Origin of the sequence: Streptomyces sp. NPDC096205, from assembly GCF_044763135.1 — a bacterium.
Lineage (GTDB): Bacteria > Actinomycetota > Actinomycetes > Streptomycetales > Streptomycetaceae > Streptomyces.
The window spans coordinates 1,065,002-1,090,925 of sequence record NZ_JBIWFS010000002.1 but is presented as its reverse complement, the minus strand read 5'-3'; the positions used below and the strand labels follow the sequence as shown (position 1 = coordinate 1,090,925).

General features: G+C 73.7%; 18 protein-coding genes. 6 read left to right on the top strand and 12 right to left on the bottom strand.

What is annotated here, in order from left to right; translation table 11 throughout:
- Positions 1 to 199 precede the first annotated feature (199 nt).
- Both ACIQ6Y_RS11355 and ACIQ6Y_RS11350 read left to right on the top strand, forming a co-directional pair.
- A complete protein-coding gene (locus tag ACIQ6Y_RS11355) occupies positions 200 to 691 on the top strand; it encodes a single-stranded DNA-binding protein (protein ID WP_404035769.1) in 492 nt (163 codons plus the stop codon).
- Positions 692 to 970: 279 nt separating this feature from the next.
- Positions 971 to 2,395, top strand: coding sequence for a TQXA domain-containing protein (locus ACIQ6Y_RS11350; RefSeq protein WP_404035766.1), 1,425 nt, complete (start codon positions 971 to 973; stop codon positions 2,393 to 2,395).
- Between the two features lie 61 nt (positions 2,396 to 2,456).
- Here the strand turns inward: ACIQ6Y_RS11350 and ACIQ6Y_RS11345 are convergent, their stop codons facing one another.
- The gene (locus ACIQ6Y_RS11345) at positions 2,457 to 2,963 is read right to left on the bottom strand and encodes an HAD domain-containing protein (protein WP_404035763.1); all 507 of its coding nucleotides are present in this window, start codon (positions 2,961 to 2,963) and stop codon (positions 2,457 to 2,459) included.
- A 161-nt stretch (positions 2,964 to 3,124) separates the two neighbouring features.
- Between ACIQ6Y_RS11345 and ettA the strand changes: the two genes are divergently transcribed.
- From ettA to ACIQ6Y_RS11330, 3 genes are read left to right on the top strand one after another with little or no spacing between them, the layout of a single operon-like run.
- A complete protein-coding gene (ettA, locus tag ACIQ6Y_RS11340; protein ID WP_404035760.1) occupies positions 3,125 to 4,789 on the top strand; it encodes an energy-dependent translational throttle protein EttA in 1,665 nt (554 codons plus the stop codon).
- Between the two features lie 4 nt (positions 4,790 to 4,793).
- Positions 4,794 to 5,225, top strand: coding sequence for an acyl-CoA thioesterase (locus tag ACIQ6Y_RS11335; protein ID WP_404035757.1), 432 nt, complete (start codon positions 4,794 to 4,796; stop codon positions 5,223 to 5,225).
- The gene (locus ACIQ6Y_RS11330; protein WP_404035755.1) at positions 5,222 to 5,887 is read left to right on the top strand and encodes a hypothetical protein; all 666 of its coding nucleotides are present in this window, start codon (positions 5,222 to 5,224) and stop codon (positions 5,885 to 5,887) included. The genes ACIQ6Y_RS11335 and ACIQ6Y_RS11330 overlap by 4 nt, the downstream gene beginning before the upstream one ends.
- 65 nt (positions 5,888 to 5,952) lie before the next feature.
- On the opposite strand, the gene ACIQ6Y_RS11325 is transcribed toward ACIQ6Y_RS11330, so the two are convergent.
- From ACIQ6Y_RS11325 to ACIQ6Y_RS11310, 4 genes are all read right to left on the bottom strand, one after another.
- Positions 5,953 to 6,906: an ABC transporter ATP-binding protein gene (locus ACIQ6Y_RS11325; RefSeq protein WP_404035752.1), complete on the bottom strand. Its 954-nt coding sequence runs from the start codon at positions 6,904 to 6,906 to the stop codon at positions 5,953 to 5,955.
- A 156-nt stretch (positions 6,907 to 7,062) separates the two neighbouring features.
- Positions 7,063 to 9,783, bottom strand: coding sequence for an FtsX-like permease family protein (locus ACIQ6Y_RS11320; RefSeq protein ID WP_404035749.1), 2,721 nt, complete (start codon positions 9,781 to 9,783; stop codon positions 7,063 to 7,065).
- Between the two features lies 1 nt (position 9,784).
- Positions 9,785 to 13,021 (bottom strand): FtsX-like permease family protein, encoded by a 3,237-nt coding sequence (locus tag ACIQ6Y_RS11315; RefSeq protein ID WP_404035746.1) that lies wholly within the window; start codon positions 13,019 to 13,021, stop codon positions 9,785 to 9,787.
- A gap of 161 nt (positions 13,022 to 13,182) precedes the next feature.
- Positions 13,183 to 13,596 carry a globin gene (locus tag ACIQ6Y_RS11310; RefSeq protein WP_404035743.1) on the bottom strand — a complete coding sequence of 138 codons (414 nt, stop codon included), beginning with the start codon at positions 13,594 to 13,596 and terminating at the stop codon, positions 13,183 to 13,185.
- 83 nt (positions 13,597 to 13,679) lie between these two features.
- Here ACIQ6Y_RS11310 and ACIQ6Y_RS11305 point away from each other — a divergent pair, with 83 nt between their 5' ends.
- The gene (locus tag ACIQ6Y_RS11305) at positions 13,680 to 14,666 is read left to right on the top strand and encodes a methyltransferase domain-containing protein (RefSeq protein WP_404035740.1); all 987 of its coding nucleotides are present in this window, start codon (positions 13,680 to 13,682) and stop codon (positions 14,664 to 14,666) included.
- A gap of 34 nt (positions 14,667 to 14,700) precedes the next feature.
- On the opposite strand, the gene ACIQ6Y_RS11300 is transcribed toward ACIQ6Y_RS11305, so the two are convergent.
- The 7 genes from ACIQ6Y_RS11300 to ACIQ6Y_RS11270 all read right to left on the bottom strand — a co-directional run bounded on the left by ACIQ6Y_RS11300 (position 14,701) and on the right by ACIQ6Y_RS11270 (position 25,609).
- Entirely contained in the window at positions 14,701 to 16,218 is a 1,518-nt protein-coding gene (locus tag ACIQ6Y_RS11300) for an FHA domain-containing protein (RefSeq protein WP_404035738.1), read from the bottom strand.
- Between the two features lie 69 nt (positions 16,219 to 16,287).
- The gene (locus ACIQ6Y_RS11295) at positions 16,288 to 17,634 is read right to left on the bottom strand and encodes a VWA domain-containing protein (protein WP_404035735.1); all 1,347 of its coding nucleotides are present in this window, start codon (positions 17,632 to 17,634) and stop codon (positions 16,288 to 16,290) included.
- Between the two features lie 159 nt (positions 17,635 to 17,793).
- A complete protein-coding gene (locus ACIQ6Y_RS11290; RefSeq protein ID WP_404035732.1) occupies positions 17,794 to 19,158 on the bottom strand; it encodes a PP2C family serine/threonine-protein phosphatase in 1,365 nt (454 codons plus the stop codon).
- Positions 19,159 to 21,750, bottom strand: coding sequence for a tetratricopeptide repeat protein (locus tag ACIQ6Y_RS11285; protein ID WP_404035729.1), 2,592 nt, complete (start codon positions 21,748 to 21,750; stop codon positions 19,159 to 19,161). It abuts the gene before it with no gap.
- Positions 21,751 to 21,762: 12 nt separating this feature from the next.
- Positions 21,763 to 23,055, bottom strand: coding sequence for a hypothetical protein (locus ACIQ6Y_RS11280; protein WP_404035726.1), 1,293 nt, complete (start codon positions 23,053 to 23,055; stop codon positions 21,763 to 21,765).
- Positions 23,056 to 23,126: 71 nt separating this feature from the next.
- Positions 23,127 to 24,146, bottom strand: coding sequence for a glutamate ABC transporter substrate-binding protein (locus ACIQ6Y_RS11275; RefSeq protein WP_404035723.1), 1,020 nt, complete (start codon positions 24,144 to 24,146; stop codon positions 23,127 to 23,129).
- Positions 24,147 to 24,160: 14 nt separating this feature from the next.
- Positions 24,161 to 25,609 carry a hypothetical protein gene (locus tag ACIQ6Y_RS11270; protein ID WP_404035720.1) on the bottom strand — a complete coding sequence of 483 codons (1,449 nt, stop codon included), beginning with the start codon at positions 25,607 to 25,609 and terminating at the stop codon, positions 24,161 to 24,163.
- Positions 25,610 to 25,924: the final 315 nt, after the last annotated feature.

The following is a 25,924-nucleotide window of genomic DNA, read 5'->3' as shown; positions in this document are numbered from 1 at the left end:
GCGGAGATCACCTGTGGGTGATCTCGTCCGCGCTGGGGTTCACTCGGGCGGGTGGCGGGGTTTTCCACAGGTGGGGGCGTGATCCACAGGGCCCGGCGAGGGGGGTGCGGTGCGGGGCAGTCTGGCTCCGCAGCCGTACGGGACTGGCCCGTACGCGAGTCCGCCCGGCACACGGGGCCGGGCGCGGGAGGGGTTCGCGATGAACGAGACGATGATCTGCGTGGTGGGCCGGGTGGCGACCCAGCCGGTGTACCGGGACCTGACGTCGGGGCCGTCGGCGCGGTTCCGGCTGGCGGCGACCGCGCGCTACTGGGACCGCGAGAAGGAGGTGTGGACGGACGGGCACACCAACTTCTTCACGGTGTGGGCCAACCGCCAGCTCGCCACCAACGCGGCGGCGTCACTGGGCGTCGGCGACCCCGTCGTCGTCCAGGGCCGGCTGAAGGTCCGCCAGGACGTGCGCGAGGGGCAGAGCTGGACGTCGGCCGACATCGACGCGGTGGCGATCGGCCATGACCTGGCGCGAGGCACGTCGGCCTTCCGGCGGGGCGGCGCCAGGGCGGAGACCGGGGAGGCGGGGGCGGCCCAGCAGCCCGAGCCCAACTGGGAGACACCGGTGGAGGATTCGTCGGAAGGTGAGGAGAAGGGGCACAAGGATCAACTGCCCGCCGCCGCAGCAGCAGTGACATGACGTCAGGCCGATCGTGATGACGCGTGGATGACCGGTGGCTTATCGGCGAATGCACTGTGGACGAACTGGTGGATTTGTCGATAAGCCCTGCTCGGAGGCCCGTTCCGGCGATAACGATTGCGAGTCGGATCACCGGTCCGACTATCTGACGGGGAAGAGGGGTCCGCTGTCTCCCTAGGATGCGGGACGTAGCTCTTGGGGCTTCTGATGCCGCTGGTGGGAGCCGGGTCGGGTCCTCCGGTGCCGCTCAACTGGTCCTGCTCGAAGGGGAATCGTGTGATGTCTTCGCTCTCCGCGCCGACCGCGGTACCCGCGCGCAGGCGGGGCGCGGCGCGCCGCCTGGCCGCCGCGACGCTGGTGTCCGGACTCGTCGCCGCCGGTGCGCTGGTGGGCGCGGGCCCGGCCACCGCCGAGGACGCGGCGGTGCGGGGACAGGGCGGGGCGGTCGCCACCATGGACGGGCTGGAGACGTACGGCACGGCCGTGATCCATGGCGAGGACGGGGACCAGGAGGTCCCGGCGGGCCTGTTCGAGATGTCCGTCGAGGGCGGCGGCACCCTGCAGACGTACTGCGTCGACCTGTACAACCCCACACAGCGGGAGGCCAAGTACCGGGAGACGTCCTGGAGCGGGACCTCGCTGGGCGCCAACAAGGACGCCGGGCGGATCCGCTGGATCCTGCAGAACTCCTACCCGCAGGTGAACGACCTCGCGGCGCTGGCCCGCCGGGCGGGCATCGGCGGGGGCCTGACCGAACAGGACGCGGCGGCCGGGACGCAGGTGGCGATCTGGCGCTGGTCCGACGGCGCGGACGTGGCGGCCCTCGATCCGCAGGCCGAGCGTCTCGCCGACTACCTGGAGAAGAGCGCCCGCTCGCTGCCGGAGCCGCGTGCCTCGCTGACGCTGGACCCGCCCGCGGTGTCCGGGCAGCCGGGAGGGCTGCTCGGCCCGGTGACCGTGCACACCAACGCCCAGGGCGTGACGCTGACGCCGCCGGTGGACGCGATGGCCAGCGGGGTGCGGATCGTCGGCAAGGACGGCAAGGACGTCACCGCCGCCCGGGACGGCAGCCAGATCTTCTTCGAGGTGCCCGCGGACGCGGCGGCCGGCTCCGCCGAGCTGACCGTGCAGGCCTCCACCACGGTGCCGGTCGGACGTGCCTTCGCCGCCGAGAGCCGCAGCCAGACGCAGATCCTGGCCGGCTCCAGCGAGTCGACCGTCTCCGCGACGGCGAGTGCGACCTGGGCGGAGACCGGGGCGATACCGGCCCTGTCGTCGCGGGAGAACTGCGCCGAGAACGGGGTGGACATCACCGCGGCCAACTCCGGCGACCAGCCGTTCACCTTCGAGCTCATGGGTGTCGAGCACACCATCCCGGCCGGCGCGTCACGCACCGTGACCGTGCCGCTCCAGGAGGACCAGGCCTACGACTTCACCATCGAGGGCCCCGACGGTTTCGCCAAGCGCTTCAGCGGCGTCCTCGACTGCCACACCCAGGGCGACACGACCTCCGACGACCGCACCCAGCTGATGACCGAGCCCAGCCCGGCCACCGTCGGCGGCTCCACCACCGACGTCAACCTCGCCGAAACGGGCGGCACCGACATCACGCCCCTCATCGGCGGCACGGCCATCGGCCTGGTGGTCATAGGCGGGGCTGCCCTGGTGCTGCTTCGGGACCGGCGACCGGGGACGGGCGACTGATCGGTCGGCGTCAGGCCTAGCCGGGCGGTGAGAGGGCGCTCGGCGCCTGCGGCATACGCCCTCAGCTCCACACCACGCCGCGAAGCCAGTCGGTGAGCTCCGAGAAGTCGGTGTCGCGGAGGCCCTTCGTCGGGTCCACGCGGTGGAGGAGCGACGGGCCGGGGTGGCCGGCCGCCACCCACTGGCGGTCCATCGAGCTGATCTCGTCGTCGAGCCAGATGAAGGGCCGGCCGTCGGCCCGCTCGACGAGGGGGCGGGTCTTCCAGTGCAGGCCGTGGGGGCCGGGCTCCGGGGAGGTGGCCGGCCACTCCAGGACGGGCAGCCGGGGGAGTCCGATGCGTGGGGCGACGACGTCGTTCGCCTCCTCCTGCCAGGTCGTGGCCCAGACGAGGTCGCAGCCCAGGGCCAGCAGGCGCCTGCCGGTGGCGGGGTCGAGGCGGCTGAGCAGGGGGTTTGCCCGGTCGGCGGGGGCCGGGCTCGGGCCGGTGACGGCCTGGGCATCGCCGAAGGGGATGAGGGGGCCGTCGACGTCCAGGAAGAGAAGGGGGCGCTGTGGGGCGCTGGTCATGGCGGCACCGTAGCTCTGCTCGGTGGAGGAGGGGGAGTCGCCGGTGGTGAAAGCCCAGGTCACAGGCGACCGGCTATACGGGTTTCCCCCAAGGGGTGGCAGTCCGGCAAGATGGGGTGTATCTGCCCACTGCCTGATTTCAAGCTGCCGGACGGTTTCTCTTGGCTGAGTACATCTACACCATGCGCAAGGCGCGCAAGGCGCACGGCGACAAGGTGATCCTTGACGACGTCACGCTTAACTTCCTGCCCGGCGCGAAGATCGGTGTGGTCGGTCCGAACGGTGCCGGTAAGTCGACCGTTCTGAAGATCATGGCGGGGCTCGAGCAGCCGTCGAACGGTGACGCCTTCATCTCGCCCGGGTACAGCGTCGGCATCCTGATGCAGGAGCCCAAGCTGAACGAGGAGAAGACCGTCCTGGAGAACGTCCAGGAGGGTGTCGCCGAGATCAAGGGCAAGCTCGACCGGTTCAACGAGATCGCCGAGCTGATGGCGACCGACTACTCCGACGCGCTGCTCGACGAGATGGGCAAGCTCCAGGAGGAGCTCGACCACGCCAACGCCTGGGACCTCGACGCGCAGCTCGAGCAGGCCATGGACGCGCTGGGCTGCCCGCCCGGCGACTGGCCCGTCGTGAACCTGTCCGGTGGTGAGAAGCGGCGTGTGGCGCTGTGCAAGCTGCTGCTCGAAGCCCCTGACCTGCTGCTCCTCGACGAGCCCACCAACCACCTCGACGCCGAGTCGGTGAACTGGCTGGAGCAGCACCTCGCCAAGTACGCCGGCACCGTCGTGGCCATCACCCACGACCGGTACTTCCTCGACAACGTCGCCGAGTGGATCCTCGAGCTCGACCGCGGTCGCGCCTACCCGTACGAGGGCAACTACTCCACGTACCTGGAGACCAAGCAGACCCGTCTCAAGGTCGAGGGGCAGAAGGACGCCAAGCGGGCCAAGCGCCTCAAGGAAGAGCTCGAGTGGGTCCGCTCCAACGCCAAGGGCCGGCAGGCCAAGTCCAAGGCGCGTCTCGCTCGCTACGAGGAGATGGCCGCCGAGGCCGAGAAGATGCGGAAGCTGGACTTCGAGGAGATCCAGATCCCGCCGGGCCCGCGTCTGGGCTCGATCGTGGTCGAGGTCAACAACCTCTCCAAGGCCTTCGGCGAGAAGGTCCTGATCGACGACCTCTCCTTCACGCTGCCGCGTAACGGCATCGTGGGTGTCATCGGCCCGAACGGCGCCGGCAAGACGACCCTGTTCAAGATGATCCAGGGGTTCGAGACGCCGGACTCCGGTTCCATCAAGGTCGGCGACACCGTCAAGATCTCCTACGTCGACCAGAGCCGCGAGAACATCGACCCGAAGAAGACCCTGTGGGCCGTCGTCTCGGACGAGCTGGACTACATCAACGTGGGTCAGGTCGAGATGCCCTCGCGGGCGTATGTCTCCGCCTTCGGCTTCAAGGGCCCGGACCAGCAGAAGCCTGCCGGTGTCCTCTCCGGCGGTGAGCGCAACCGGCTGAACCTCGCCCTCACCCTGAAGCAGGGCGGCAACCTGCTGCTCCTCGACGAGCCGACCAACGACCTCGACGTCGAGACCCTGTCCTCCCTGGAGAACGCGCTGCTGGACTTCCCCGGCTGCGCCGTGGTCGTCTCCCACGACCGGTGGTTCCTGGACCGAGTCGCCACGCACATCCTCGCCTACGAGGGTGAGTCCAAGTGGTTCTGGTTCGAGGGCAACTTCGAGTCGTACGAGAAGAACAAGATCGAGCGGCTCGGTGCGGACGCCGCGCGTCCGCACCGTGCCACCTACAAGAAGCTGACCCGGGGCTGATCTCGTGCGCCACCTCTACCGCTGCCCGCTGCGCTGGGCGGACATGGACGCGTACGGCCACGTCAACAACGTGGTGTTCCTGCGCTACCTGGAGGAAGCCCGTATCGACTTCCTCTTCCGCCCGGAGAAGGACTTCAAGCAGGGGTCGGTGGTGGCGCGCCACGAGATCGACTACAAACGGCAGCTCGTCCACCGGCAGTCGCCCGTGGACATCGAGCTGTGGGTCACGGAGATCCGTGCGGCGTCCTTCACTCTCTCCTACGAGGTGAAGGACGGCGACGTCGTCTATGTGCGCGCCTCGACGGTGATCGTCCCGTTCGACTTCGAGGCGCAGCGGCCCCGCCGGATCACCGCCGAGGAACGGGAGTTCCTGGAGGAGTACACCGACGACGTCGACGACACCGTCGCGTCCGAGGAGGAGGCCGTCGCCGCATGACGGTGCTCCAGCTGGCCGACGACGGGGAGGCCGCGGATCTCGCGGCCTTCCTCTCCCGGCTGCTCCACTACGACCGCGCGGCCGCGGTGCGGCTGCAGGCCGCCGGGACCGCGCTGGCCGTCTTCGGGCGGCCGCCGTCCTTCGAGGTGCTCGCGATCCGGGCGGTGCGGCTCGCCAAGCCGTACGAGAACGGGCTCGACGTCACCCTCGATGTCACCGTCTCCGCCGGTGAACTCCTCGACGGTATCGAGGAGTCGGCCGCCACCGCCGTCGTCCCGGCCGCGGTGACCGGGCCTCCCTGGGCCGGGGTGCTGCCGCCTCGTGGGGGGTGGGCGGCCGTGGCCGGGCTGCCGGCCGCGGACTCGCTCCGCTCGATGGTCGCTTCCGTCGTCGCTGAGTTCCGGTCCCGTACCGAGTCGTTGGCGCCCGAGCTTCGTACGCGTACCGAACTCGACCGGATCGGGCGGGACATCTGGTCGCGGACCGTCGCCGACACGGGGCTGCCCGTGCGGGCCGTTCATGCCGCGCAGGCTTTGGGGTTCCTTCGCGGGGGTGATCCCGTGCTGCTCTCCTGCGGGGCCTGGCTTCGGTTGCGTACTGCCTTTGGGTCTGTTGCCGTGCGGCGTGCCGGTGTCGGTGCGCTTGGGATCAGCGTGCGCTGACTGTCGTCTCTCGGCTTTCGCGCCGTCTTGGGTTCTCGCGCAGTTCCCCGCGCCCCTGACTGCCCTCAGTCCGACGCGTCATCCGGCCATACCTCGATGTGAGTCTGTTCCAGCTCCAGCGCCACCCTGTCCCGCATCCCCAGGGCCTTCGTGTACTCGGCCGGCAGCTGGAGGCGGCCCGCTCGGTCGAGCATGGCGTACTCGCGGGCCACGACCGTCTCGTGCCCGGTCTCCTCGTCGATGCGGCTGCGGCGGAGCACCTCGGTGGAGGTGCGGCCGTCGCGGATGGCGACGGTGCGGCGGACCTCGGTGGCGACGGCCTGGTCGTGGGTGACGATGACGACGGTCGTGCCGAGCTGTTCGTTGGCGGTGCGGAAGGCGCCGAAGACCTGCTCGGCGGTGTGGGTGTCGAGTTCGCCGGTGGGTTCGTCGGCGAGCAGGACGGCCGGGTCGCCGGCGAGGGCCACCGCGATGGCGCAGCGCTGCTGCTGGCCGCCGGACATCTGGTGCGGGCGCCGGTCGCGGCAGTCGGCGATCTGGAGCATGTCGAGGAGTTCCAGGGCGCGTCGGGCCTGGGCACGGCGGCGCCGATGCGCGCCGGACAGCCGCATGGGCAGCATGACGTTCTGCGCGGCGGTCAGATACGGCAGCAGGTTGCGGGAGGTCTGCTGCCAGACGAAGCCGACGACCTCGCGGCGGTAGGCGAGGCGGTCCTTGGCCGTCATGGTGAGCAGGTCGCGGCCCGCGACCCGGGCGGCGCCCGCGGTGGGGGTGTCCAGGCCGGCGAGGATGTTCATCAGGGTGGACTTGCCGCTGCCGGACGCGCCGACCAGGGCCATCAGCTCGCCCTCGCGGACCAGCAGGTCCAGCCCTTGCAGGGCCTGCACCTCGACGCCGTCGGTGGTGAAGATTCGGACCAGCCGGTCGCAGGTGATCAGCGCGTCGTGGCCGTAGGCGGGCGTGGCGCGGGCGGCCGTGGCGCGCTGGGCCAGGTCGGCGAGCGTGGGATTCGTCGTCATCGTGGCTCTCCTCCACAGCGGCATGGCGTGGTCATCGGGCGTTCCCGGACAAAGACTTCGTACGCGTAAAGGCTTCGTACGGTCATCGCGCGTCCCCCCGCAGGTAACGGCCCTTCACGGCATCGCGCGTCCCCCACAGGCAGCGGCCCTTCACCGTCACCGCGCATCCCCCACCCGCAACTCCGTCACCGACCCGCGCCGCCCCGTCCACCAGGCCTGCACCGCGGCCACGCCCACCGTGACCAGCAGCACCGCGGTCGCGGGTACGGCGAGGGACAGCACGTCCGTGTGCAGCTCGGCGGGCACCGGTGCGGAGGTCGCAGGGGGCAGGGCGAGGGCCGTCAGGTCGATGCCCGGGGCGAGCAGGCGGATGGTGGCCCAGCCGGTGAGGACGCCGCCGAGTGCGGCGAGGCCCGCCTGGGGCAGGGACTCCAGGACCAGCAGGCGCCGGCCCTGGGTACGGGTGAGGCCCATGGTGCGCAACCGGGCCAGCAGCGCGCGGCGTTCGGGCGCGGTGCGCAGCAGGGACAGCAGCAGGGTGAGGACGGCGTAGCCGGCGCCGGCCGTGACGGCGGCGACGTAGACGCGCTCGGCGCCGGACTGGAGGGGCGAGTCGACGTAGAGGTCGCGTTCCTCGGCGCGCAGCCGGACGTCCGCGCGGGGTTCCGCGACCCGGCGCAGCGCGGCCCCGTCCAGGCCGCCGCCGGTCAGCAGCAGCACTGTCGGGCGGGCGGCCTCGCGGCTGAGCCCGGCGCGGTCCACGATCAGGAAGTCGGTGCCCGAAAGGGCCGGGGTGCGGTCCCGTACGACGGTGATGCGGACGGTGATGAACGTGCCGTCCTGCATACGGATCTCGAAGGGCGCGGTGCCGTAGTTCTGGGCCGTGGACGGGGAGGCCAGCGCGGGGAGCGGGGCCTTTGCGGAGGCCGGCCGCCGCAACTGCTCCACGTCGAAGGCGCCCAGGTCCGTGCGGTCGGCGAGGGCCGCGTACGCGGTGGGGTCGACGCCCGCGACCGGCAGGGTCTGCTGGCGGCCGCCCGGCCGGGCCTGGTAGGCGATGCTCAGCTCGGTCAGGCCGGACACGCCGGGCGTACGGCGGACCTGGCCGGGCAGTGCGGACGGCAGGCCCTCGACGGCCTCGACGCGGGCGTCGGCGCCGACCGCGAGCAGTGCGGCGGCGTCCCGGGCCTCGCGCACGCCCGCCACGACGGAGCCGCCGAACGCGGCGGTGGTCAGGGCGGTCGACAGGGCGAGCAGCGGCAGGATCGCGGAGGTGGCGCCGCGGCCCGCGCGGGCCAGGGACAGATGGCCGATCGCGCCCCGCAGCCGGGCGGCCGGACGGGCCAGGCCGCGCAGGGGCAGCGGGTAGAGGCGCACCAGCAGCAGCGCGGCGATGATCGCGACCAGCACGGGTGCGGCGGACATGAGCGCGTCACCGTCGGCCGTGCCGCGCCGGCGCAGCGTCTCCACCGCGCCCGCGGCCAGCACCAGCAGGGTGAGTTCGGCGACCGTACGGCGTCGGGAGGGCCGTACGGCGGTGATGTCGGTGCGGGCGCTGTGGACGCCGACGGTGCGGTGGGCGGCCGCGGCGCGCAGCGGCAGGGCGAGCGCGGCGACGGCGGTGACCGCGAGGGCGGCGAGCGCGGCGGGCAGGAGGCGGGCGTCGGGCACCGCGAGCACCGCGGCGGTGAGGCCGACGGCGGCCGCGGGCAGCGCCACGGTCGCGGTCTCGCCGAGCAGCCGGGCGGTCAGTCCGCGCAGGGAGGCGCCGCGGGCGCGCAGCAGGGCGAGTTCGGCGCGGCGGCGGTCGGCGGCGAGACCGCCCGCCATCAGCAGCACGACCAGCGCGACCGTGCCCGCGCCGAACGCGGCGACGGCGATCAGCGGGGCGATGCCGTCGTCGAGCCGCTCGTAGAAGCCGAGGACGGCGTCGAGGTCGGTGGTGACCTCCGTGCGCTCGTCGGTGTGCAGGCGGGCCTCGCGCAGGGCGGGGCCGCTCTCCAGGGAGGCCAGGGCGGACTTCAGACGGTCCATGTCGTAGCCGTGCAGGCCGCCCGGGTCGGGGGCCAGGTTCCAGTAGCGGACGGGGTCTCCCGCGGTGCCGAGGAGGACCGGGCCGGCCTCGGGCGGGAGCAGCAGCGCGCCGAGCCAGTAGGCCCGGCGGTCGGGGTCGCCCGGGAGGTGGACCAGGGCGGGGGTGCGCAGGAGCGACGCGGTCGACCAGTAGGCGCCGGACGGCTCGCGCGGGGTGACGATGCCGGTGACCCGCACGGCGACGGGGCCGCGCACCAGTCCGGGGACGTGGACGACCGAACCGACCTCGATGCGCAGCTTCTCGGCCGTCTCGGCGGTCACCGCGGCCTCGACCTCGGCCGTGGTGCGGTGCACGGTCCCGGCGGCGGCGCGCGGCAGCCGGCCCTCGGCCGGCCGGGAGTGGCCGGCAAGCCCGCTCTGGGCGGCCAGCGTGACGCGCGCGGGCACTCCGTGCGGGCGGGCGAGGAAGGTGTCCGGGACCTCCATGGGGACATCGGTGCGCACGCCGTACGACGACTGGGCCGGGTCGACGGCGAGCGGGGCGGGGACGCTGTCCAGGATGCCGGAGTACTCCGTGGCCAGCCGGGCCGGCCGCATGGACTTCTCCTGCTGCACAGGCGTCATGTCCGGGCCGGGCCGCGGCGCGTCCAGCCGGAGGGTGCTGCGGTCGGGCTGGGCGTCCGCGACCGCCCGGCGCAGGCCCGCGTCCTGGTAGCGGTCCAGGGCGCGCGGGAACGTGGCCGCCAGGCACGCGGTCAGCGCCACCAGCACGGCCAGCGCCCACGCGGCACCGGGCGCGGCCCGCAGCCGGGTGCGCACCCAGGGGGCGTACAGGGAACGCATCTCACTCACCCCCCTGCCGCAGCGCCGTCGCCGGATCCGCGCGGCGCAGGGCGAGTACGGCCGTGACCAGCAGCGGGGTGAGGACCACCGCCGCGAGCAGGAGCGCCACCCGGCCGGGCGGGAGCTCCACCAGCAACTCCGGGACCGGGCGGGTGGCCTGCGCGGTCAGCACGATCAGCGGGATCACCGCCCGGGTCAGCACGGCGCCCAGGGCCCCGCCCGCCAGCAGCGCAAGGCCGACGAGGACGCCCTGTTCGGCGGCGATCGTCCGGGCCAGCCGGCGGCGGCTCGCGCCGAGCGCGCGCAGCACCGCGAACTCGGCGTCCCGCTCGCGCAGCGACCCGGCCGCGCTCACCGCGAAGCCCACCGCGGCCAGTGCCGCCGCGACGATCGCCGCGGCCGCGAACGCGGCGCCGGGGCCCGCGCCGAAGGGGTCGTCGCGCAGTTCGGCGGCGATCTCGTCGCGCACCAGGACCTGGGCCGGATCGAGGTCGGGGCGGGCCCGCAGCGCGGCCGCTGCGGCGCGGGGGCTGTCGGAGGTGAGCCACCACTCGGTGGGGGTGATGCCGTTGTCGCGGTCGGCGAGGACCTGGTTGACCGAGCGCAGGTCGACGAGGATCGCCGCGCCGTCGTGCTCGGCGGGCGTGGTCGGCAGGGCCCGTACCGCGGCCACGATCTTCACCGGGAGGGTGTCGCCGCCGAAGGGGAGGTCGACCTGGTCGCCGGTGTGGGCGCCGGTCGCGGTGAGGTAGCCGTCGGTGGCGACGGCGGTCAGCTCGGGTGCCTCGGGCTGAGGGACGGCCAGCCGGACGGTCAGCGTGAAGGGCAGGACGTACTGCTCCGCAGGCGTGTGCCCGGTGCCGTACTCGACGGTGAAGGGCCGCTCGGAGGTCACCTGCGGATCGGTGGGGATGGTGAGGGAGTCGGGGAAGGGGTCTTCCTCGTCGGTGGCCACCGTGGCGTCCCAGGCCGGGGGCAGTACGAGTGGCCGTACGGTGCCGTCGGCGGACTGCGCGGTGATCTCCCGCAGCATGACGCGGTGCTGCTCGCTGACGCCGACCGGCTGCGGCATGACCAGCTCCAGGGCGGTGAGCCGCACCTCGGCGGGTACGGCGGGCAGGTCGACGGTGACGGTGTGCGGGCGGCCGTCGGCGGGGAGGGCGGCCGGCGCGGGGAGCCGGTAGGGGACGCCGTGGCCGTCCACCAGGCCGACCGTCACATCAGCCGCCGTACCGGAGCCGGGACGTGCACCGAGGCTCAGCGTCAGCCGCAGCCGGGTGGTGCCCGCGGGCACCACGGTCCCGGCCGGGTCGTGCCGCGGGCCGAGCCCGGACAGCAGGCGGCGTACCGGCGCGGGGGAGAGGTCGGGGCGCAGCAGCACCGCGTCGCCGGCGTGTGCGGTGTCCAGCGCGAGCACGGTCGCCGAGCGGTCGCCGGACAGGGTCTGGGTCTGGCGGACGGCCGGGGCGATACCGGTGACGTGCGGGGCGCCCGCGTAGCTCTCAGTGCGGCCGAGCCCGGCGTCCCCGGCGGCCAGCACCCGGATCGGCGCCCCGGCGCGGAAGTCGGCCTGGTCGTCCTGCGAGCGCTCCCAGGAGGCGCCCTGGGCGAGCGCCAGCATGCCGAGCGCGATGGCCAGCACCAGCAGCAGCACCGGGCCCGCGCCGCGCATCGGGCGGCGGCTGAGCTGCCAGCCCGCCAGCGCCGCCGCGAGGCCCCGGCCGCCGGCCGCGCGGCGCTCGGCGAGCCGGGCCATCGGCGGCAGCAGCCGCAGCGTCAGTACGGTGCCGGCGAGCAGGGCGAGAGCGGGCGCGGCCACCAGCAGCGGATCGATGCCGAGGGTGCCGGAGGCGTCGTCGGTCACCGCGCCGGAGCCCTGCTGGTCGAGCTGCCAGTACGCGACACCGGCCACGACCACCAGGGCCAGGTCCGCGCCCGCGCGCAGCGGGGCGGGCAGCGTCCGGGCCCGGCCCGCCCGGAAGCCCTGCGCGGTCAGCGCGGGCAGCGTCACCGCGAGGGCGCACCCGAGGGCGGTGCCGCCCGCGACCAGCCAGACCCCGAGGTCGCCACCGCCCGGGGCGTCCAGGTGCAGCCCGATCCGGGCCAGCGCCCCCTGCCCGGCGAGCAGCTCGGTCAGCGGCCCGGCCAGCAGCGGAGCCGCGACGACCGCGGGCAGGGCGAGCAGCAGCGCCTCCAGCGCGGCGTGCCCGGCGATCCGGGCGCGTGAGGCGCCGCGGGCCCGCAGCAGCCGGGTCTCGCCCGCGCGTTCGCTGCTCAGCAGCCGCGCCACGAGCAGCAGCGCGTACAGGGCGAGCAGCACCAGCAGCAGGGCGACGATCAGGAGCGTGGAGCGGGAGACGAGCTGGGAGCGCTCGACGCGGTCCAGGACCACGGGCAGGTCGGTGGAGGCGGCGGTGGTGCCGCGCAGCGCGGGCTCCTCGCGCAGGGAGCCGCTGTGGGCGCGGGCCGCCTCGCGCAGGGCGTCGACGCGGTCGGTGGTCAGGGTGGAGAAGTCCGCCGAGGCCAGCCAGCCGATGGGGCCCTCGCTCACCTGGCCGCCCGTCACGGTGGCGAGGGTCGTCAGCAGCGGCCCGTACGTGGTGAAGCCGCCCTGCTTGACGCCTCGGCCGCCGAGGTCGTCGAGCTCCCAGTACGGGTGGTCGGCCTGCGCGGGCCGGTAGACGCCGGTGATGGTCACGCGCGCGTCGGGGCCGTCGAGCCGGTCGGTGAGGGTGAGGCGGTCGCCCGGCTCCAGGCCCAGGCGCTCGGCGGCGCTCTGCGGCACGGCCGCCTCGACCGTGCCGCCGCCGGCCGGCCCCGGCAGCCGCCCGGACACGAGCCGTACCTGGGCGGTGTCCAGCGCGGCGAAGTACGTCAGATCCGGTTCCGCGCCCTCGGCCGCGCCCGGCAGCCCGTAGGGGCCGGAGCGGGTCAGGGTGCGCACGGTCACCGGGAGGCCGCCGAAGGTACGGCGCGCACCGTCGCGTACGGCGGTGTCGGCGGCGGCGCGGTCCTCGCGCGGGACGTCCGCCTTGACGATCAGGGCGGTGTCGGCGGCGTTGCGCGGATCGCGCAGGGCGTGCCGCAGGGCGGCGTCACCGATCGCGCCCGAGTAGGCGGTGAGGGTCGCCAGCACGGCGGTGGTCAGCAGGACGGTCAGCAGGGCGGCGGCCAGCAGCAGCCGGTGCGCGCGTGCGCGCAGCAGCACGAATCCCGCAGCCCCCGTGAACCCCGTCACCCGGCCCCCCGCCGTTGCCAGACTTTCGGGCGATGCTGTCAGAGGGCGGCGACCGGGGTAAGCGCTTGTGGATCAGGCTTGACCGGATTGTGACCGGAAATCGGCGCAGAGGGACCGGAATTCGGAGTTCAGGGTCGGGCAGGCGTGAGGGCCCCTCGGACTCAGTCCGCGGTGTTGACCATCGACGCGGCCGCGTACTCCAGGTAGTTCCACAGCGTCCGCTCGTGCTCCTCGGACAGGCCCAGCTCGTCCACGGCCACCCGCATGTGCCTCAGCCACGCGTCGTGCGCCGCGCGGTCGACGGTGAAAGGGGCGTGGCGCATCCGCAGCCGCGGGTGGCCGCGGTTCTCGCTGTACGTCGTGGGGCCGCCCCAGTACTGCATGAGGAACAGCACCAGGCGCTCCTCGGCCGGACCCAGGTCCTCCTCCGGGTACATCGGCCGCAGCAGCGGGTCCTCGGCGACTCCCTCGTAGAAACGGTGGACCAGGCGGCGGAAGGTCTCCTCCCCGCCGACCTGCTCGTAGAAGGTCTGCTCCTGAAGCGTGCCGCGCCGAATCTCTCTCACGTCCCCCATGGTCTCAGACGGGGGGACCGAGGACTCGAGGCTTAGGACCCGCGGTGCTCGCCCCCGGCCGGGATGCGCAGGACAGTGGAGGCATGGGCACTGCCGACGTGAACCTGGAGGATCTCGCCGCCGTCGCACGGGCGGACCTGGTGCGGGAGATCGACGCGAGCGGGGCGTTCGACGCCGACCCGGTGTGGCGGGAGGTGTTCCGCGCCGTCCCCCGCCATCTGTTCGTGCCGTTCTACTACGTCACCGTCGCCGGCGGATACGAACGCCGCTGGGCCGAGCATCCCGACCCCGCGGCACGCCGGCGCTGGCTGCGCGGCGCGTACGCCGACGAGCCGCTGGCCACCCGGCTGCGCGACGGGGAGCTGCTGTCCTCCAGCAGCCAGCCCTCGCTCATGGCGGAGATGCTCGCCGCACTCGGCGTACGCGACGGCGACCGGGTCCTGGAGATCGGCGCCGGCACCGGCTACAACGCCGCGCTGCTGGCCCACCGCCTCGGCGACGACGCGCTCGTCACCACCATCGACCTCGACCCGGAGATCACCGAGTCCGCGCGCCGGCACCTCGACGCGGCCGGCCATCACCCGCTCGTCGTCACCGGTGACGGGGCTCGCGGGGTGCCGGGGCGCGCCCCCTTCGACCGGATCATCGCCACCTGCGCGCTGCCGAGCATCCCCGGGGCGTGGCTGGAACAGTGCCGGCCCGGCGGCCGTGTACTGACCCCGCTCGCCACCGGCCTCGTCCTGCTGGAGGTGACCGACGCCACACACGCAGAGGGCGGCTTCCTGAACACCCCCGCCTACTTCGTCCCCCTACGGGGCAGCACCCGGCCCGTCCCCGACCCGGCCTCCCTGGCGGGCGTCCCGAGGCATGCCCGTGAGGACGACCTGTTCCGCTTCCTGCTGGCCCTGACCCTGGGGGCCCTCGACCCGCAGGAGGCGTACGCCCTGTGGGAGAGGGAGGGCCGGCCGGGGAGGCAGCGCTACGGCATCACCGTGTCCGGCGAACACGCCTGGGCGTGGCTGGACGATCCGACGGGGCCGTACGGCTGGCCCCTGCCGAATCGCCCTTGAAGGGGCCATTCGGCAGGGCTATGGCGCTCGGAGCTCAGCCGCGGCGCACCGTGATGGTGGTCCAGGCGCCCACATGCACCCGGTCGCCGTCCTGCAGCGGCACCGGCACGAACGGCTGGATCGGCTCCTCGGAGTTGTTCACGGTCGTGCCGTTCGTCGAGTTCTGGTCGACGACGGCCCACCCGCCGTCCGGCTGCTGCACCAGCACCGCATGCTGATGCGAGACACCCGGATCCTCCGGCGGCACCGACAGGTCGATGTCGGGCGTCTCCCCGGTGGAGTGCCGACGCCGGCCGATGGTGAGCTGGTTGCCGGTCAGCGTGCGCTGCTGCTCCGGCGAGTACGCGGGCAGGTTCAGCCCCGCGGCCTCGGGCCCGGAGCGCTGCATCATCGCCATGAAGTACTCGCGGTCCGGCCCGATCGTCGCCGTCCAGGTCGCCGGTCGCGGCGGCGCGGCCTGGGCCTGGCCGGGCTGCGGGTAGCCGTAACCGCCGGGCTGCGGGGCGCCGGGGCCACCCGGGCCGGTGGAGGACGGCGGCGGGAGCAGCCAGTCGTCGTCACCGCCGGTGGGGGCGCCACCGGGGTGCGGCTGGCCGTTCTCCTGAGGGAACGCAGGCGCGGGCGGCGGACCGGGCCGGTGGAAGGCCTGCGGAGCACCGGGGCCGCCGGGGCCACCCGGGCCGCCGGGACCCGGAGCGCCGGGGAACGTGGGACCTGAGCCGGGACCGCCCGGACCGCCGGGACCTCCGGGACCCGGAGCCCCAGGGAACGTGGGACCGGAACCAGGACCGCCCGGAGCAGCCCCCGGACCACCGGGACCGCCGAGGCCGCCGGGACCCGGAGCCCCGGGGAACGTCGGACCCGAGCCAGGACCGCCCGGAGCAGCCCCCGGACCACCGGGACCCCCCTGCCCACCCGGACCACCCGGACCACCCGGTCCCGTCCCCGGCGCACCCGGGAACGCGGGACCCGAGGCCGGACCACCAGGCATCCCCGGACCACCAGGCATCCCCGGACCGCCGGGCATACCCGGCGCCCCCGGCGTCGGTCCCGGCGGAGGCGGTACCGGTCGCGAGGGGTCGGAGCCGAACGGCGGGCCGGGCGGGATCGGCTCGGCGGGCCGGTTCATCTGGGACGGGCGCGAGCCCTGGTAGTCGAAGGAGTCCGTGCCGCCGTACGACGGCCCCGCGGGCGGCCGCTGGAAGGGCGCGCCCGGGCCACCGGCCGGCGGGCGCGGTGCCGCGGGGGTGTACGAGGTGGCCGTGTTGGTGAGGAAGTTCCACCGGCACTCCTCGCAGAACGGCGCACCGCCCTCACGGGGCGTACGGCACTGCGGGCACAGCTCCGGCTCACGGTTCGGCACCGCGCCCGGGTGCGGGGCGGGCCCGCCGCCGGGGCCGCCCGGTGCGGGAGGCGGCGGCGGGAAGCCGTAGCCGCTGGTCGGCGCGGGCGGCGGGGGCGGCGGCGGAGGTACGGCACCGGCCATGCGGTGACCGCAGACCTCGCACCAGTCGTCGGAACCCGACTGGTGTCCGTTCGGGCAGGTCGGCATGTCGGCGCGTCCCCCTTTCCTTCCGTGTCCTGCAAGGGTCCAACAAGGGCCGTACAGGGTCGTACGGCGTTACTTCTTTACACGAACAGTCTTTGTGGACCGGGTCTCGAGGGTCATTTCATCGGCCTCCGCGACCTTCGCCTTCAGTCGCACAGTACCTGTCGCCGCGTCGACCACGTCCACCACCTTCGCAAGCAGTTTCGCAGTATCGGCATTCCCGGAGGCGCTCGCGAGCTGAACGGCGCGGCCCAGTTTGGCCGTTGCTCCATCAGAATCGCCCGCTTTGCGCGCATCCAGCCCCTGTTGGATGACCTGTGCCAGTTCTGCCTGGCCGGTGTAGTGGGCGACCTGGGGGTTGATCGACGTGGAGGCGGCCATGTCGTCGGTCCACACGGCCCGTACGAGGCCCTGGGCGCCCAGGTTCTGCACGCTGCCGTCGGGCTGCGGGATCACCAGGGACACCCGCGCGGCCAGCATCTCCTGGCCGATGCCGGCGGACGGCACCTCGACGGACACGTGGTAGTCACGGGACTCGTCTCCCCAGGAACCCGTCGGATAGTCCCCGGCGCGCGGTCCCGCCTCGGTGCGGCGGTCGGTCAACTGCTCGACGGTGGGCGCGACTTGCTTGACGAACTTGATGGTCGTGCCGACCGGCGTCCACAGCCTGAGGGCGACGTCCGCGACCTCCTTGCCCATCGCCGTCTCCATCATCTGCGTGAAGTCGGCGGCGAGCCCCGCCGGGTCGGCGACGATGTCGGCGGTGCCGAGCAGGGCCGAGGCGATCCCTGTGACTTCTTTCACTTCCCAGTCGGTGCCCACGCCGCGTGCGTCACAGGTGAAACGCCCGGCGCAGGCGTCCAGCGCGGCGCGCAGATCCTCCGGTGACTCGTGTTCGTTACGGCCGTCGGTGAGCAGGATGCCGTGCCGGATGGCGACGTCCGCGGAGGACAGCAGACGGTCGGCGAGCCGCAGCCAGGTGCCGATGGCGGTGCCGCCGCCCGCGGAGAGCCGGCGCAGCGCCTGCTTGGCCTGCTCGCGGGTGGTGGCGTCGGCGACCGCGAGGCGCCCGCCGCCCGGGTAGACCTCCTTGGCGACATGGGTGCCGCCGATCACCGCGAAGTGCGTGCCGTCGCGCAGGGTGTCGATCGCGGCGGCCGTGGCGTCGCGGGCGTTGCGCATCTTGGTCGGCGGGTAGTCCATCGAGCCCGAGCAGTCGACCATGAGGGCCACCGCGGCGGACGGGCCGTGGCCGTGCGTGTAGACGTGGGACGCGGTCACCGCGGTGCCGATGGTGCCGCCGCCGGTCGCGGTGACGGTGACGATCGCGTTGACCTCCCGGCCGTCCTCCGGCAGGTACTCGTTCTGGTACACGTCCACCGAGAACTGCGGCACGTTCGACTTCGAGAAATTGGCCATGCGTGGTGAATCCCCCTCGACGGCCCCACCGCGGCGGGGCCGATGACTGTGGGCGGGCCGGTCCCCTCCGGCCCGCCGCTGCTTCCCCGTTGTGTCTGTGGTGTCTGTCTGTGACGTGCTGTGACGCGTGGTGCGGCGCTTTGCGGGCTCCTTCGAGCCTCAGGCCGATCCTGCCCCCTGGGGCGGTGCGGGGAACGGCACGACGGCCACTGTTACGTTGTCGTGGCCACCGCCGTCCAGGGCGTGGCCGACCAGAACGCGGGCGCTGTGCAGCGGGCGTACGGCCGCGTCCTGCGGGACGGCGTCGGCCATCTCCTCGGCCGCCTCGGCGTAGTTCCACAGGCCGTCGGTGCAGACGATCACCACGCCGGGCCGGTCCGGCTTGAACGACGCGGTGTGCGGCTCCAGTTCGTACGCGTCGGCGCCGAGCCAGCCGGTGATCGCGTGGGCCCGCTCGTCGGCGTACGCCTCGGCCTCGCTCATCAGACCCGCGGCGACCATCTGCGCGGCCCAGGAGTCGTCCTCGGTGAGCCGGGCGGCGGGCGCGGAGCGGTCCAGCGGCACCCAGTAGGCGCGGCTGTCGCCGACCCAGCCGACCACCAGCAGCCCGGCGGTCACCACCGCGCCGACGATGGTGCAGGCCGGGGCGTTCTGGTGCGGGGCGTGCTCGCGGGCCGTCTCGGGCTCGTCGGCGAGGGAGTTGACGGCGTGCGAGGCCGCGACGATCGCCTCGTGCATCGCCGTCTGCGGGTGTGTGCCGCGCGGCAGCGCCGCGAGCAGGGACTCGCTCGCCGCCTGCGACGCCGCCAGCGAGGCCTCGTCGGGGCGGGTCGCGGAGGAGACGCCGTCGCAGACGACGGCCAGCACGGCAGGGGTGCCGTCGGGCAGCGCGGCCGTGGCCACGGCGAACGCGTCCTCGTTGCGGTGGTGGCGCAGACCGCGGTCGCTGACTGCGGCGATCGGGCCGCACTCCTGCTCCATGTGGTCGCGCTCCCGCGGCTGGGCGTGCCCGCAGTTCTCGCAGTACCCGTCGCCGTCCACCCGGCCCGCCCGGCAGGCCACGCACAGCGTCGGCTCGTCGCCCAGCCCGCCTAGCTCCGCCACCCGCGGGTCGGGGGCCTGCAGCGGGTACTCGTCCGGCTCGGTGGCCGGATGGTCGAACCGTACGTCCGTGGCGGGCGGGGCGGCCGGAGCGGCCGGAGCGGCCGGAGCGGCGGCGGGCGGCGGCGGGACGTGCGGGGCCGCGTGCAGCGGGCCGCCGCCGGAGTCCGTGCCCGGGAGGTCCGCCGGGACGTGCACCGGGGCCGGGACGTCGGAGGAGTCCGGCTCGGCGGCTCCCGGCCAGGGCGCGGCGCCGGCCGGCGCGGAGCCGTTCATGGCCAGGGTCGGCTGGTCGTCGGGCCGTTGGGGCACGGCGGACAGGTCGTATCCGCACGCACCGCAGAAACGGTCACCCGACTCCAGCGGCTCCGCACAGCTCGGACACCTCGACAACGAGGCCTGCTGGGGCATCTGCGACATCAATTACACCCATGTCCGGGGGCGGTAACGGTTGGCACGTTCCACCAGGTCGATCCTCTCCTCGCCGCCCTGCGCCAGCCGGGCCAGCGTGCGGTACGAGCGTTCCAGGCCGAATCTGAGGCCCCGCTCGTCCAGTCCGCTGCCGAGCAGCGTCCGTCCTCCGGCGGCGGGAGGAACGGAACCCTGGCCACCGGAGAGTATCCAGTCCAGGGCGCAGCCGAGCACTTCCGCCGACAACTGCTCGCGCCGGGTCGGGTCCAGACCGTACGCGTCCAGCGCCTCGACCTGCCGCGCGGCGGCGGTCAGATCCTCCAGGAACGATACGTCGCCGGCGGTCGCCGTCCGCTGCCGCAGCCGGGCCCGGACAGCCGCGACCCGGGCCGCGGTGTAGTGGATGGACGACTCCGGCACCGACTCCAGCGTGGTCACGGCGGCCCGCCGGTCGCCCGTCGCGAGCTGCACCCGGGCCAGCCCGAACGCGGCGCTCACATGGCCGGGGTCGGTCGTCCACACCAGCCGGTAGTACTCGGCGGCGTTGTCCAGCTGGCCCAGCACCTCCGCGCACAGGCCGAGCGCCAGCTTCGGGGCCGTCTCGCCGGGGAAGGCGTCGTAGAGCGCGTCGAACGCGAGCGCCGCGCCCTCCCGGTCGCCGGTGACCAGCGAGGCCACGCCCCGGTACCAGACCACCCGCCAGTCGTCGGGCCGCTCCGCCTCCAGCCCGGCCAGGGCGTTGAGCGCGGCAGCCGCGTCGCCGTTCTCCAGCCAGGCCCGGATCTGCCGCAGCCGCGTCTCGACCGACGGGGCCGGAGCCGAGGCGAGGGCGCCCAGCAGTTCGGCCGGCGCCGTCGCCAACAGGCCTGCCAGGAAACCGGCGTTGGGGTCCGACGGGTCGACCCGCGGCACGGGCAGCGCGAGCGCGGCGGCCGGGGCGTTGACGGCCTTGACGAGCCCGGCCCCTCCGGCGCCGACCGCACTCGCGCCTCCGGCGCCCAGCGCACTCGCGCCTCCGGCGCCCAACAGCTGTGCGCCTCCACCAGGCTGAGGGACGCCGACCACCCCGGCACCTCCGGTGCCGGCAACCCGCCGGCCCGGACGCACCTCACGCGTTCCCAGCCGCGACACCTCCCCCTCCAGCGGCGGCACCAACTCCGTGTCGGTCACCCGCAGTTCAGGACCGAACAGCGTCGACAGCGCCGGACGCGCCCGCCCCGTCTGGAGGGAGACCACCTCGCGCAGGACACCGGTGAGCTGCTCGCTCATCTCCTGCGCGGAGGCGAACCGGCGGGCCGGGTCGGGGTCGGTGGCGCGGACGAGAAGCCGGTAGAAGGACTCGTAGCGGCGGAAGACCTCGATGGTGTCCGGGTCGGGCAGCGAGTCGGCGTAGACGCGGGTGTAGCCCTGGAAGTCGAAGGTGAGGACGGCGAGCGTGCGGCCCACCGTGTACAGGTCGCTGGCCACCGACGGGCCGACGTCGGCGACCTCGGGCGCCTGGTAGCCGACCGTGCCGTAGATCGCGGACTCGTCGTCGTCCATGCGGCGCACCGCGCCCATGTCGATCAGCTTGAGCTGGTCCTCGGTCTGGATGGCGTTGTCGACCTTGAAGTCGCAGTAGAGGAGGTTGCGGCTGTGCAGGTGGCCGAGCGCCTCCAGGGCCTCGATGCCGTACGCGCAGGCCTGCTCCACCGGCAGCGGGTCGCGGTGGCCGTCGGGCGTGCGGCGGGCGTTGGCGATCTCCTTGAGGGACTTGCCGCCGACGTACTCCATGACGATGTAGCCGTCGAGGGAGCCGGTGCGCTGGTCGAGGTGCTCGACGAAGTTGTAGATCCGCACGATGTTGGCGTGCTCGATCTCCGCGAGGAAGCGCCGCTCGGAGATCGCGGCGGCCATCGCGTCCTGGTCGCCGGTGTCCAGCAGGCCCTTGAGGACCACCCAGCGGTCGGAGACCGCCCGGTCGACGGCGAGGTACACCCAGCCGAGGCCGCCGTGCGCGAGGCAGCCCGCGACCTCGTACTGGCCGTGCACCACGTCGCCGGCCTTCAGCTTCGGCACGAAGGAGTACGGGTGGCCGCACTTGGTGCAGAAGCCCTCCGTGCGGCCGGGCCGGTCGCCGCGGGCCCGGCCCACCGGAGCCCCGCAGGAGGACTGCGAGCAGAACCGCTTGCGCTCGGGCACCTCCGGGTTCTCCAGCACCATCGCGCGCGGGTCGGGCCGCGGCACCTGCGGCACCTGCACCAGGCCCGCGCCCAGCCGGCCGCGGCCGGAGCTGCCGGAGGCGGAGCCGGAGCTGCGCACCGACACCGAACGGCTGGTGGCGGCGCCCGACAGCGAGCGCGAGAGCCGCCCCGACACCGAGCGGCGCGACTTCGACGACTGCGACGACGTACGGGAGCTGGCGCGCGTGCCGGAGCGGGAACTTCCGCTGCTCGATGAGCTGTTGCCGCCGCCGGTGATGCCGGTCGGCGCCGACCCGACCAGCCCGGACGCCGACACCACCGGCGCGAGACCGCAGGTGTCGCAGTACAGCTCGCCGCCGCCCACGTCCTCGTACGCGCCGCCGCATCCCGGCCGCTGACAGGTCTGCTGTGCCTGACTCATGACCAACTCCCCCTAGCCTCTGCGGTCCTCGGGCCCGCCCTGCTCGGGCACGCGGGTGCCGCCGCCCAGCAGTTCGGCGGCCGCGTGCTGGTAGCGCAGCACGGCCTGTTCGGCGACGCGCAGATCGCACGGCGCGCTCCACAGCATGCGCCGCGCGGCGTCGTAGCGCTCGATCAGCAGCGGGTCCTCCGCCAGGCCGTGCCGGGCGACCTTCGCCTTGTACGCGTCGAGCCGGCCGCGCAGTTCGGCGCGTACCGCCAGTGGTGCGGTGACGGCCGTCAACGACTCGCGGGCGCGCAGCAGTTCGTCCTCCGCCTTCACCTCGAGGGACTCGAGCAGCGGCGACAGACGGTGCCACTGGGCCGTTCTGCGGAACTCGGCGGCCGTGGCCAGTTGCTCCTGGAGCACGGTCGGCGGCCCGCTGACCACCGGCACCTCGGTGGCGGCGATCTTCGCGAGGACCTCGCCGCGCGCGGTGCGCGCCTCGGCCAGTGTGCGGTCCGCGCGCGAGAGGACGTCCCGCAGCCGGATCAGCCGCTGCTCGGCGTCCTGGCGCACGGTGAGCACGGCGTCGATCTCCCGGCGCACCTCCTCCAGGGCGCGCGCCTCACGGTCGTACACCGTGGTGTCCGGACGGCCGCCGCCGGGCGCCGAGCTGCCCTCGGCCGGAACCCAGTGGGCCAGCGGGTCGGACACCACCTCCTCACGCAACTGCGCGAGCGTGCGCGTGATGCGCTCCAGGTCGTCGCCCGCCGGGTGTTCCCCTGGGCGTACGCCGACGGAATGCGCGAGCCGCCGGGTGCGCTGGAGCTCCGCGGCGAGGAGGTCTATCCGGGCGGGCAGCGCCGACCACACCGCGTCCGCGGCGACGACCATGTCCAGCGAGGCGGCGTACAGCTCGTTCATCCGGTCGACGAGACCGGCCAGCGAGAAGCTCTCGCTCAGCCGGCCCGAACCCGAGCCCGAGCCGGGGACGGTGACGGACGTGCCGTGCAGCAGCTCGGTCAGCTCCACCAGGTCCTCACGGCTGGACCAGCGGCGCCGGGCGCGGATCTCCCGCGCGGAGCGCAGTGCGGCCGTGTAGGCGTCGAAGTACGACCACAGCAGGCTGATCGACGCCTCGGTGGTGTCCCACCGCTCCTTGGTGACGCCGGTGAGCTGCGCGCCCTCGAGGAGTCTGCGGCCCGCGTGGTCCTGCAGGGCGAGGAGCGAGGTCTCGATCGCCTCGTGCTCCGCGCCGAGCCGCGCCAGCGCACGGTCCACCTCGTCCCGGTCCATCACCGGCCCGGTGGGTCCCGCGCCCATCGATCACCTCTCGTCGCTTCGTGTTGCGTGGTCCGTCCGTCCGTCCCGTAGGTCCGGGCGCGCGGTGTCGCCTACCGGTACGTCGGTACGGGCGCGGTCGCCGACTCGGAGTCCGCGCCCAGCGTGGGCCGCAGCCAGTGGTCGTAGGAGGCCCGCCAGCCGTCCGGGGCGGTGCGGTACTGCTCCAGTATCCGGTTGACCCGGCGCACCAGATCGGTCGCCTTCTGGTTCATCGCCACGCCGTAGTACTCGGTCGTGAACCGCTCGCCCTTGAGTTCCACCGTCGGGTCCTGCGCGGCCTGGCTGGCGGCGAGCGCGCTGTCGGTCACCACCGCGTCCACCTGGCCGAGTTGGAGCCGCACCAGGCAGTCGAGCTGGTTGGGGACGGTGGTGGAGATGTCCGCCGAGGCGTCCAGCTTCCCCGCCTTCCTGTCCTCGTCCAGCTTGTCGTACGCCGTCGAACCGGCCGCCGAGCAGATCTGCTTGCCCGCGAGGCTGCCGTCGTAGCCCTCGATGTCGGAGCTGACCGGGGCGAGGACCTGCTGGCCGGTGAGGAAGTACGGCGCGGAGAACGCGACCTGCTCCAGGCGGGCGCAGGTGATGGTCATGGTGCGCACCACCATGTCGACACGGCCGCTCTGGATCGCCGGGACGCGCTGGTTGGTGGGGATCGCCTTGAAGCGGATCTTGTCGGGGGAGCCGAGCAGATCGGTGGCTATGCGCCGGGCGAGGTCGATGTCGAAGCCCTCCAACTGCACATCCTCGTCGGTGCTGTTGGGGTTGCGGTAGCCCCAGCGGTAGCTGTTCTGGTCGACGCCGACCGAGAGATAGCCGCGCTTCTTGATCGCCGCCACGGAGGTGCCTTCGGCGGAGGACGGGGCGAGGCTCTGGTTCTGGGGGGCCTCGCAGTCGTCGGCCCTGACCTGGGTGCCGTCGGCGAGGCCGGGGCCGCCGACGCCGGTGCTGCCGTCGCCGTGCGGCTGGGTGAGCGGCAGCAGCAGCGCGAACACCGCCGCGACGGCGCACACGACCGCCATCGCACCCACGCCGCCCCAGCCCCTCAGGCCGGCGCGCAACTGTCGTGCCCGCATCGTCACGCCCCCTCTCACCGGTACTCCGACAGCCTGCGGCCGATGCCGATCAGCGCGCCGGCCGCGCCCAGCACCGCGAGGACGGCGGCGCCGACCGTCAGGCCGGTCATGGCATTGCGGCCGCCGTCCGCGGCCTGCTCGAACTGGCTCAGTTCGTGCTTGAGGGCCACGTCCAGGTTGTGGTCCACGGCATCGAAGCACTCGCCGGTCGGCTTGTCGGCCGCCTCACCGATGACCTTGTCCCGTGCCGTCTGGTAGTCGCCCGCGTCGTCGGCGTCCCGGGCGTCCTGGTGCCGGGACTGCCACTCCTTCATGTTGCCGCCCGCCGCCTTCACCGGCTCGGTGCCGGCCGTGTCGTCGGCGAGGCCCTCGGCCGCGGTGAGCCCGGCGGCGAGGTCCTTCATCGAGTCCTTGAAGGCGACGTCGAACTTGTCCTGGAACTCGCCCGGCTTCACCTCGACCGTCTCCGCGCCGCGGTTGACCAGCGTCAGGTTCTCGTTGCCACGGGCCTTCAGGGAGGCGATCCGGGCGTCGTTGAGGACGTTCAGCGAGCGCACGCCGTGGTCGTAGGAGTCGTTGAGCCCGGCTCTGGCGACGGTGTGCCCGATCACCACCCACAGCAGCACCACCGCGGTGGCGGCCGTGCCGGCGACCAGGCCGTGGTTCAGGACCCGGTTGGTGCGCCGGTAGTTGCGGTGCTGCGCCCAGCCGAGCGCGCCGAGCGCGAGCACGCCGGCGCCTATCGCGAGCCACGGGTAGGGCGTGGCGTCCGCGTAGTCGGCGCGCAGCCGTTCGTTCTGCGAGACGTACAGCTTCTCCGCCGCCGGGAGCATCTCGGTCTGCATCTTGTCGTTCGCGTAGCGCAGATACGCGCCGCCCAGCGGGTAGCCGAGCCGGTTGTTGGCGCGGGCGCGCTCGATCAGGCCCTTGTACTCGGGCAGCAGCCGGTTCAGTTCGGCGATGGTGGCGGACGCGGGGGAGTCCGGCTCGGAGTTCTCCGCGGCCTCGACCAGGCCCGCGGCGGCGCTGCGGATGTCCTTCTCGTAGCGGTCGCGGGACGCCTCGGTCTCCTGGCCGCCGGCCAGGAAGCCGCTGGACGCGGCGGTGTCGGCGTCGGCGAGCGAGCGGTAGATGTCGGCCGCGGCGGAACTGAGCGGCTGGCTCTCGTGCAGCACCGCGTCGGCGGCGGAGGCGCGGTCGGAGGTCTGCCAGGCGGTGACGGCGCCGAACGCGACGACCAGGGCGGCCAGGACCGCGCCGATGATGCGCAGCCGGCCCGGCTCGGTCGTCGCGGCCGCACGCAGCCGGTCCACGCCCTCGGCGAAGGCGGTCCTGCGCGGGGCGGCCGCGGTGTCCGGGGCGTCCGGGCGCACGGGCACGCCGGAGCGGCCTCCCGGCCCCGGCTGCGCGGGCACGCCGACCGGCACCGGTGGCGCCGCACTGCTCTTCGGCGGGTGTGTCACTGCTGACCTCCCCCATGGTCATCCGTCGCCGCAAGTATCGCTGCCGGGACCGACATTCGCACCGGCCTTGTCTGGATCTTGATCGGATCGCAGCGAGGCAGCGGCCTTGCGGCACCGGTTCGGCACTGCGGGAGCCGTCCCCCCGCGGCACCGGTTCGGCACTGCGGGAGCCGTCCCCCCACTACCGGCCCGGCACTCCGGAAGGAGCTCCAGCATCGGCCCGGCCCCGGGGAAGTCCTCCCCGGCACCGGCCCAGTGGTGCGGACAACATCTCTCCGGCACCTGGCCAAGCACCGCGGGAATCGCCCCCCGGCA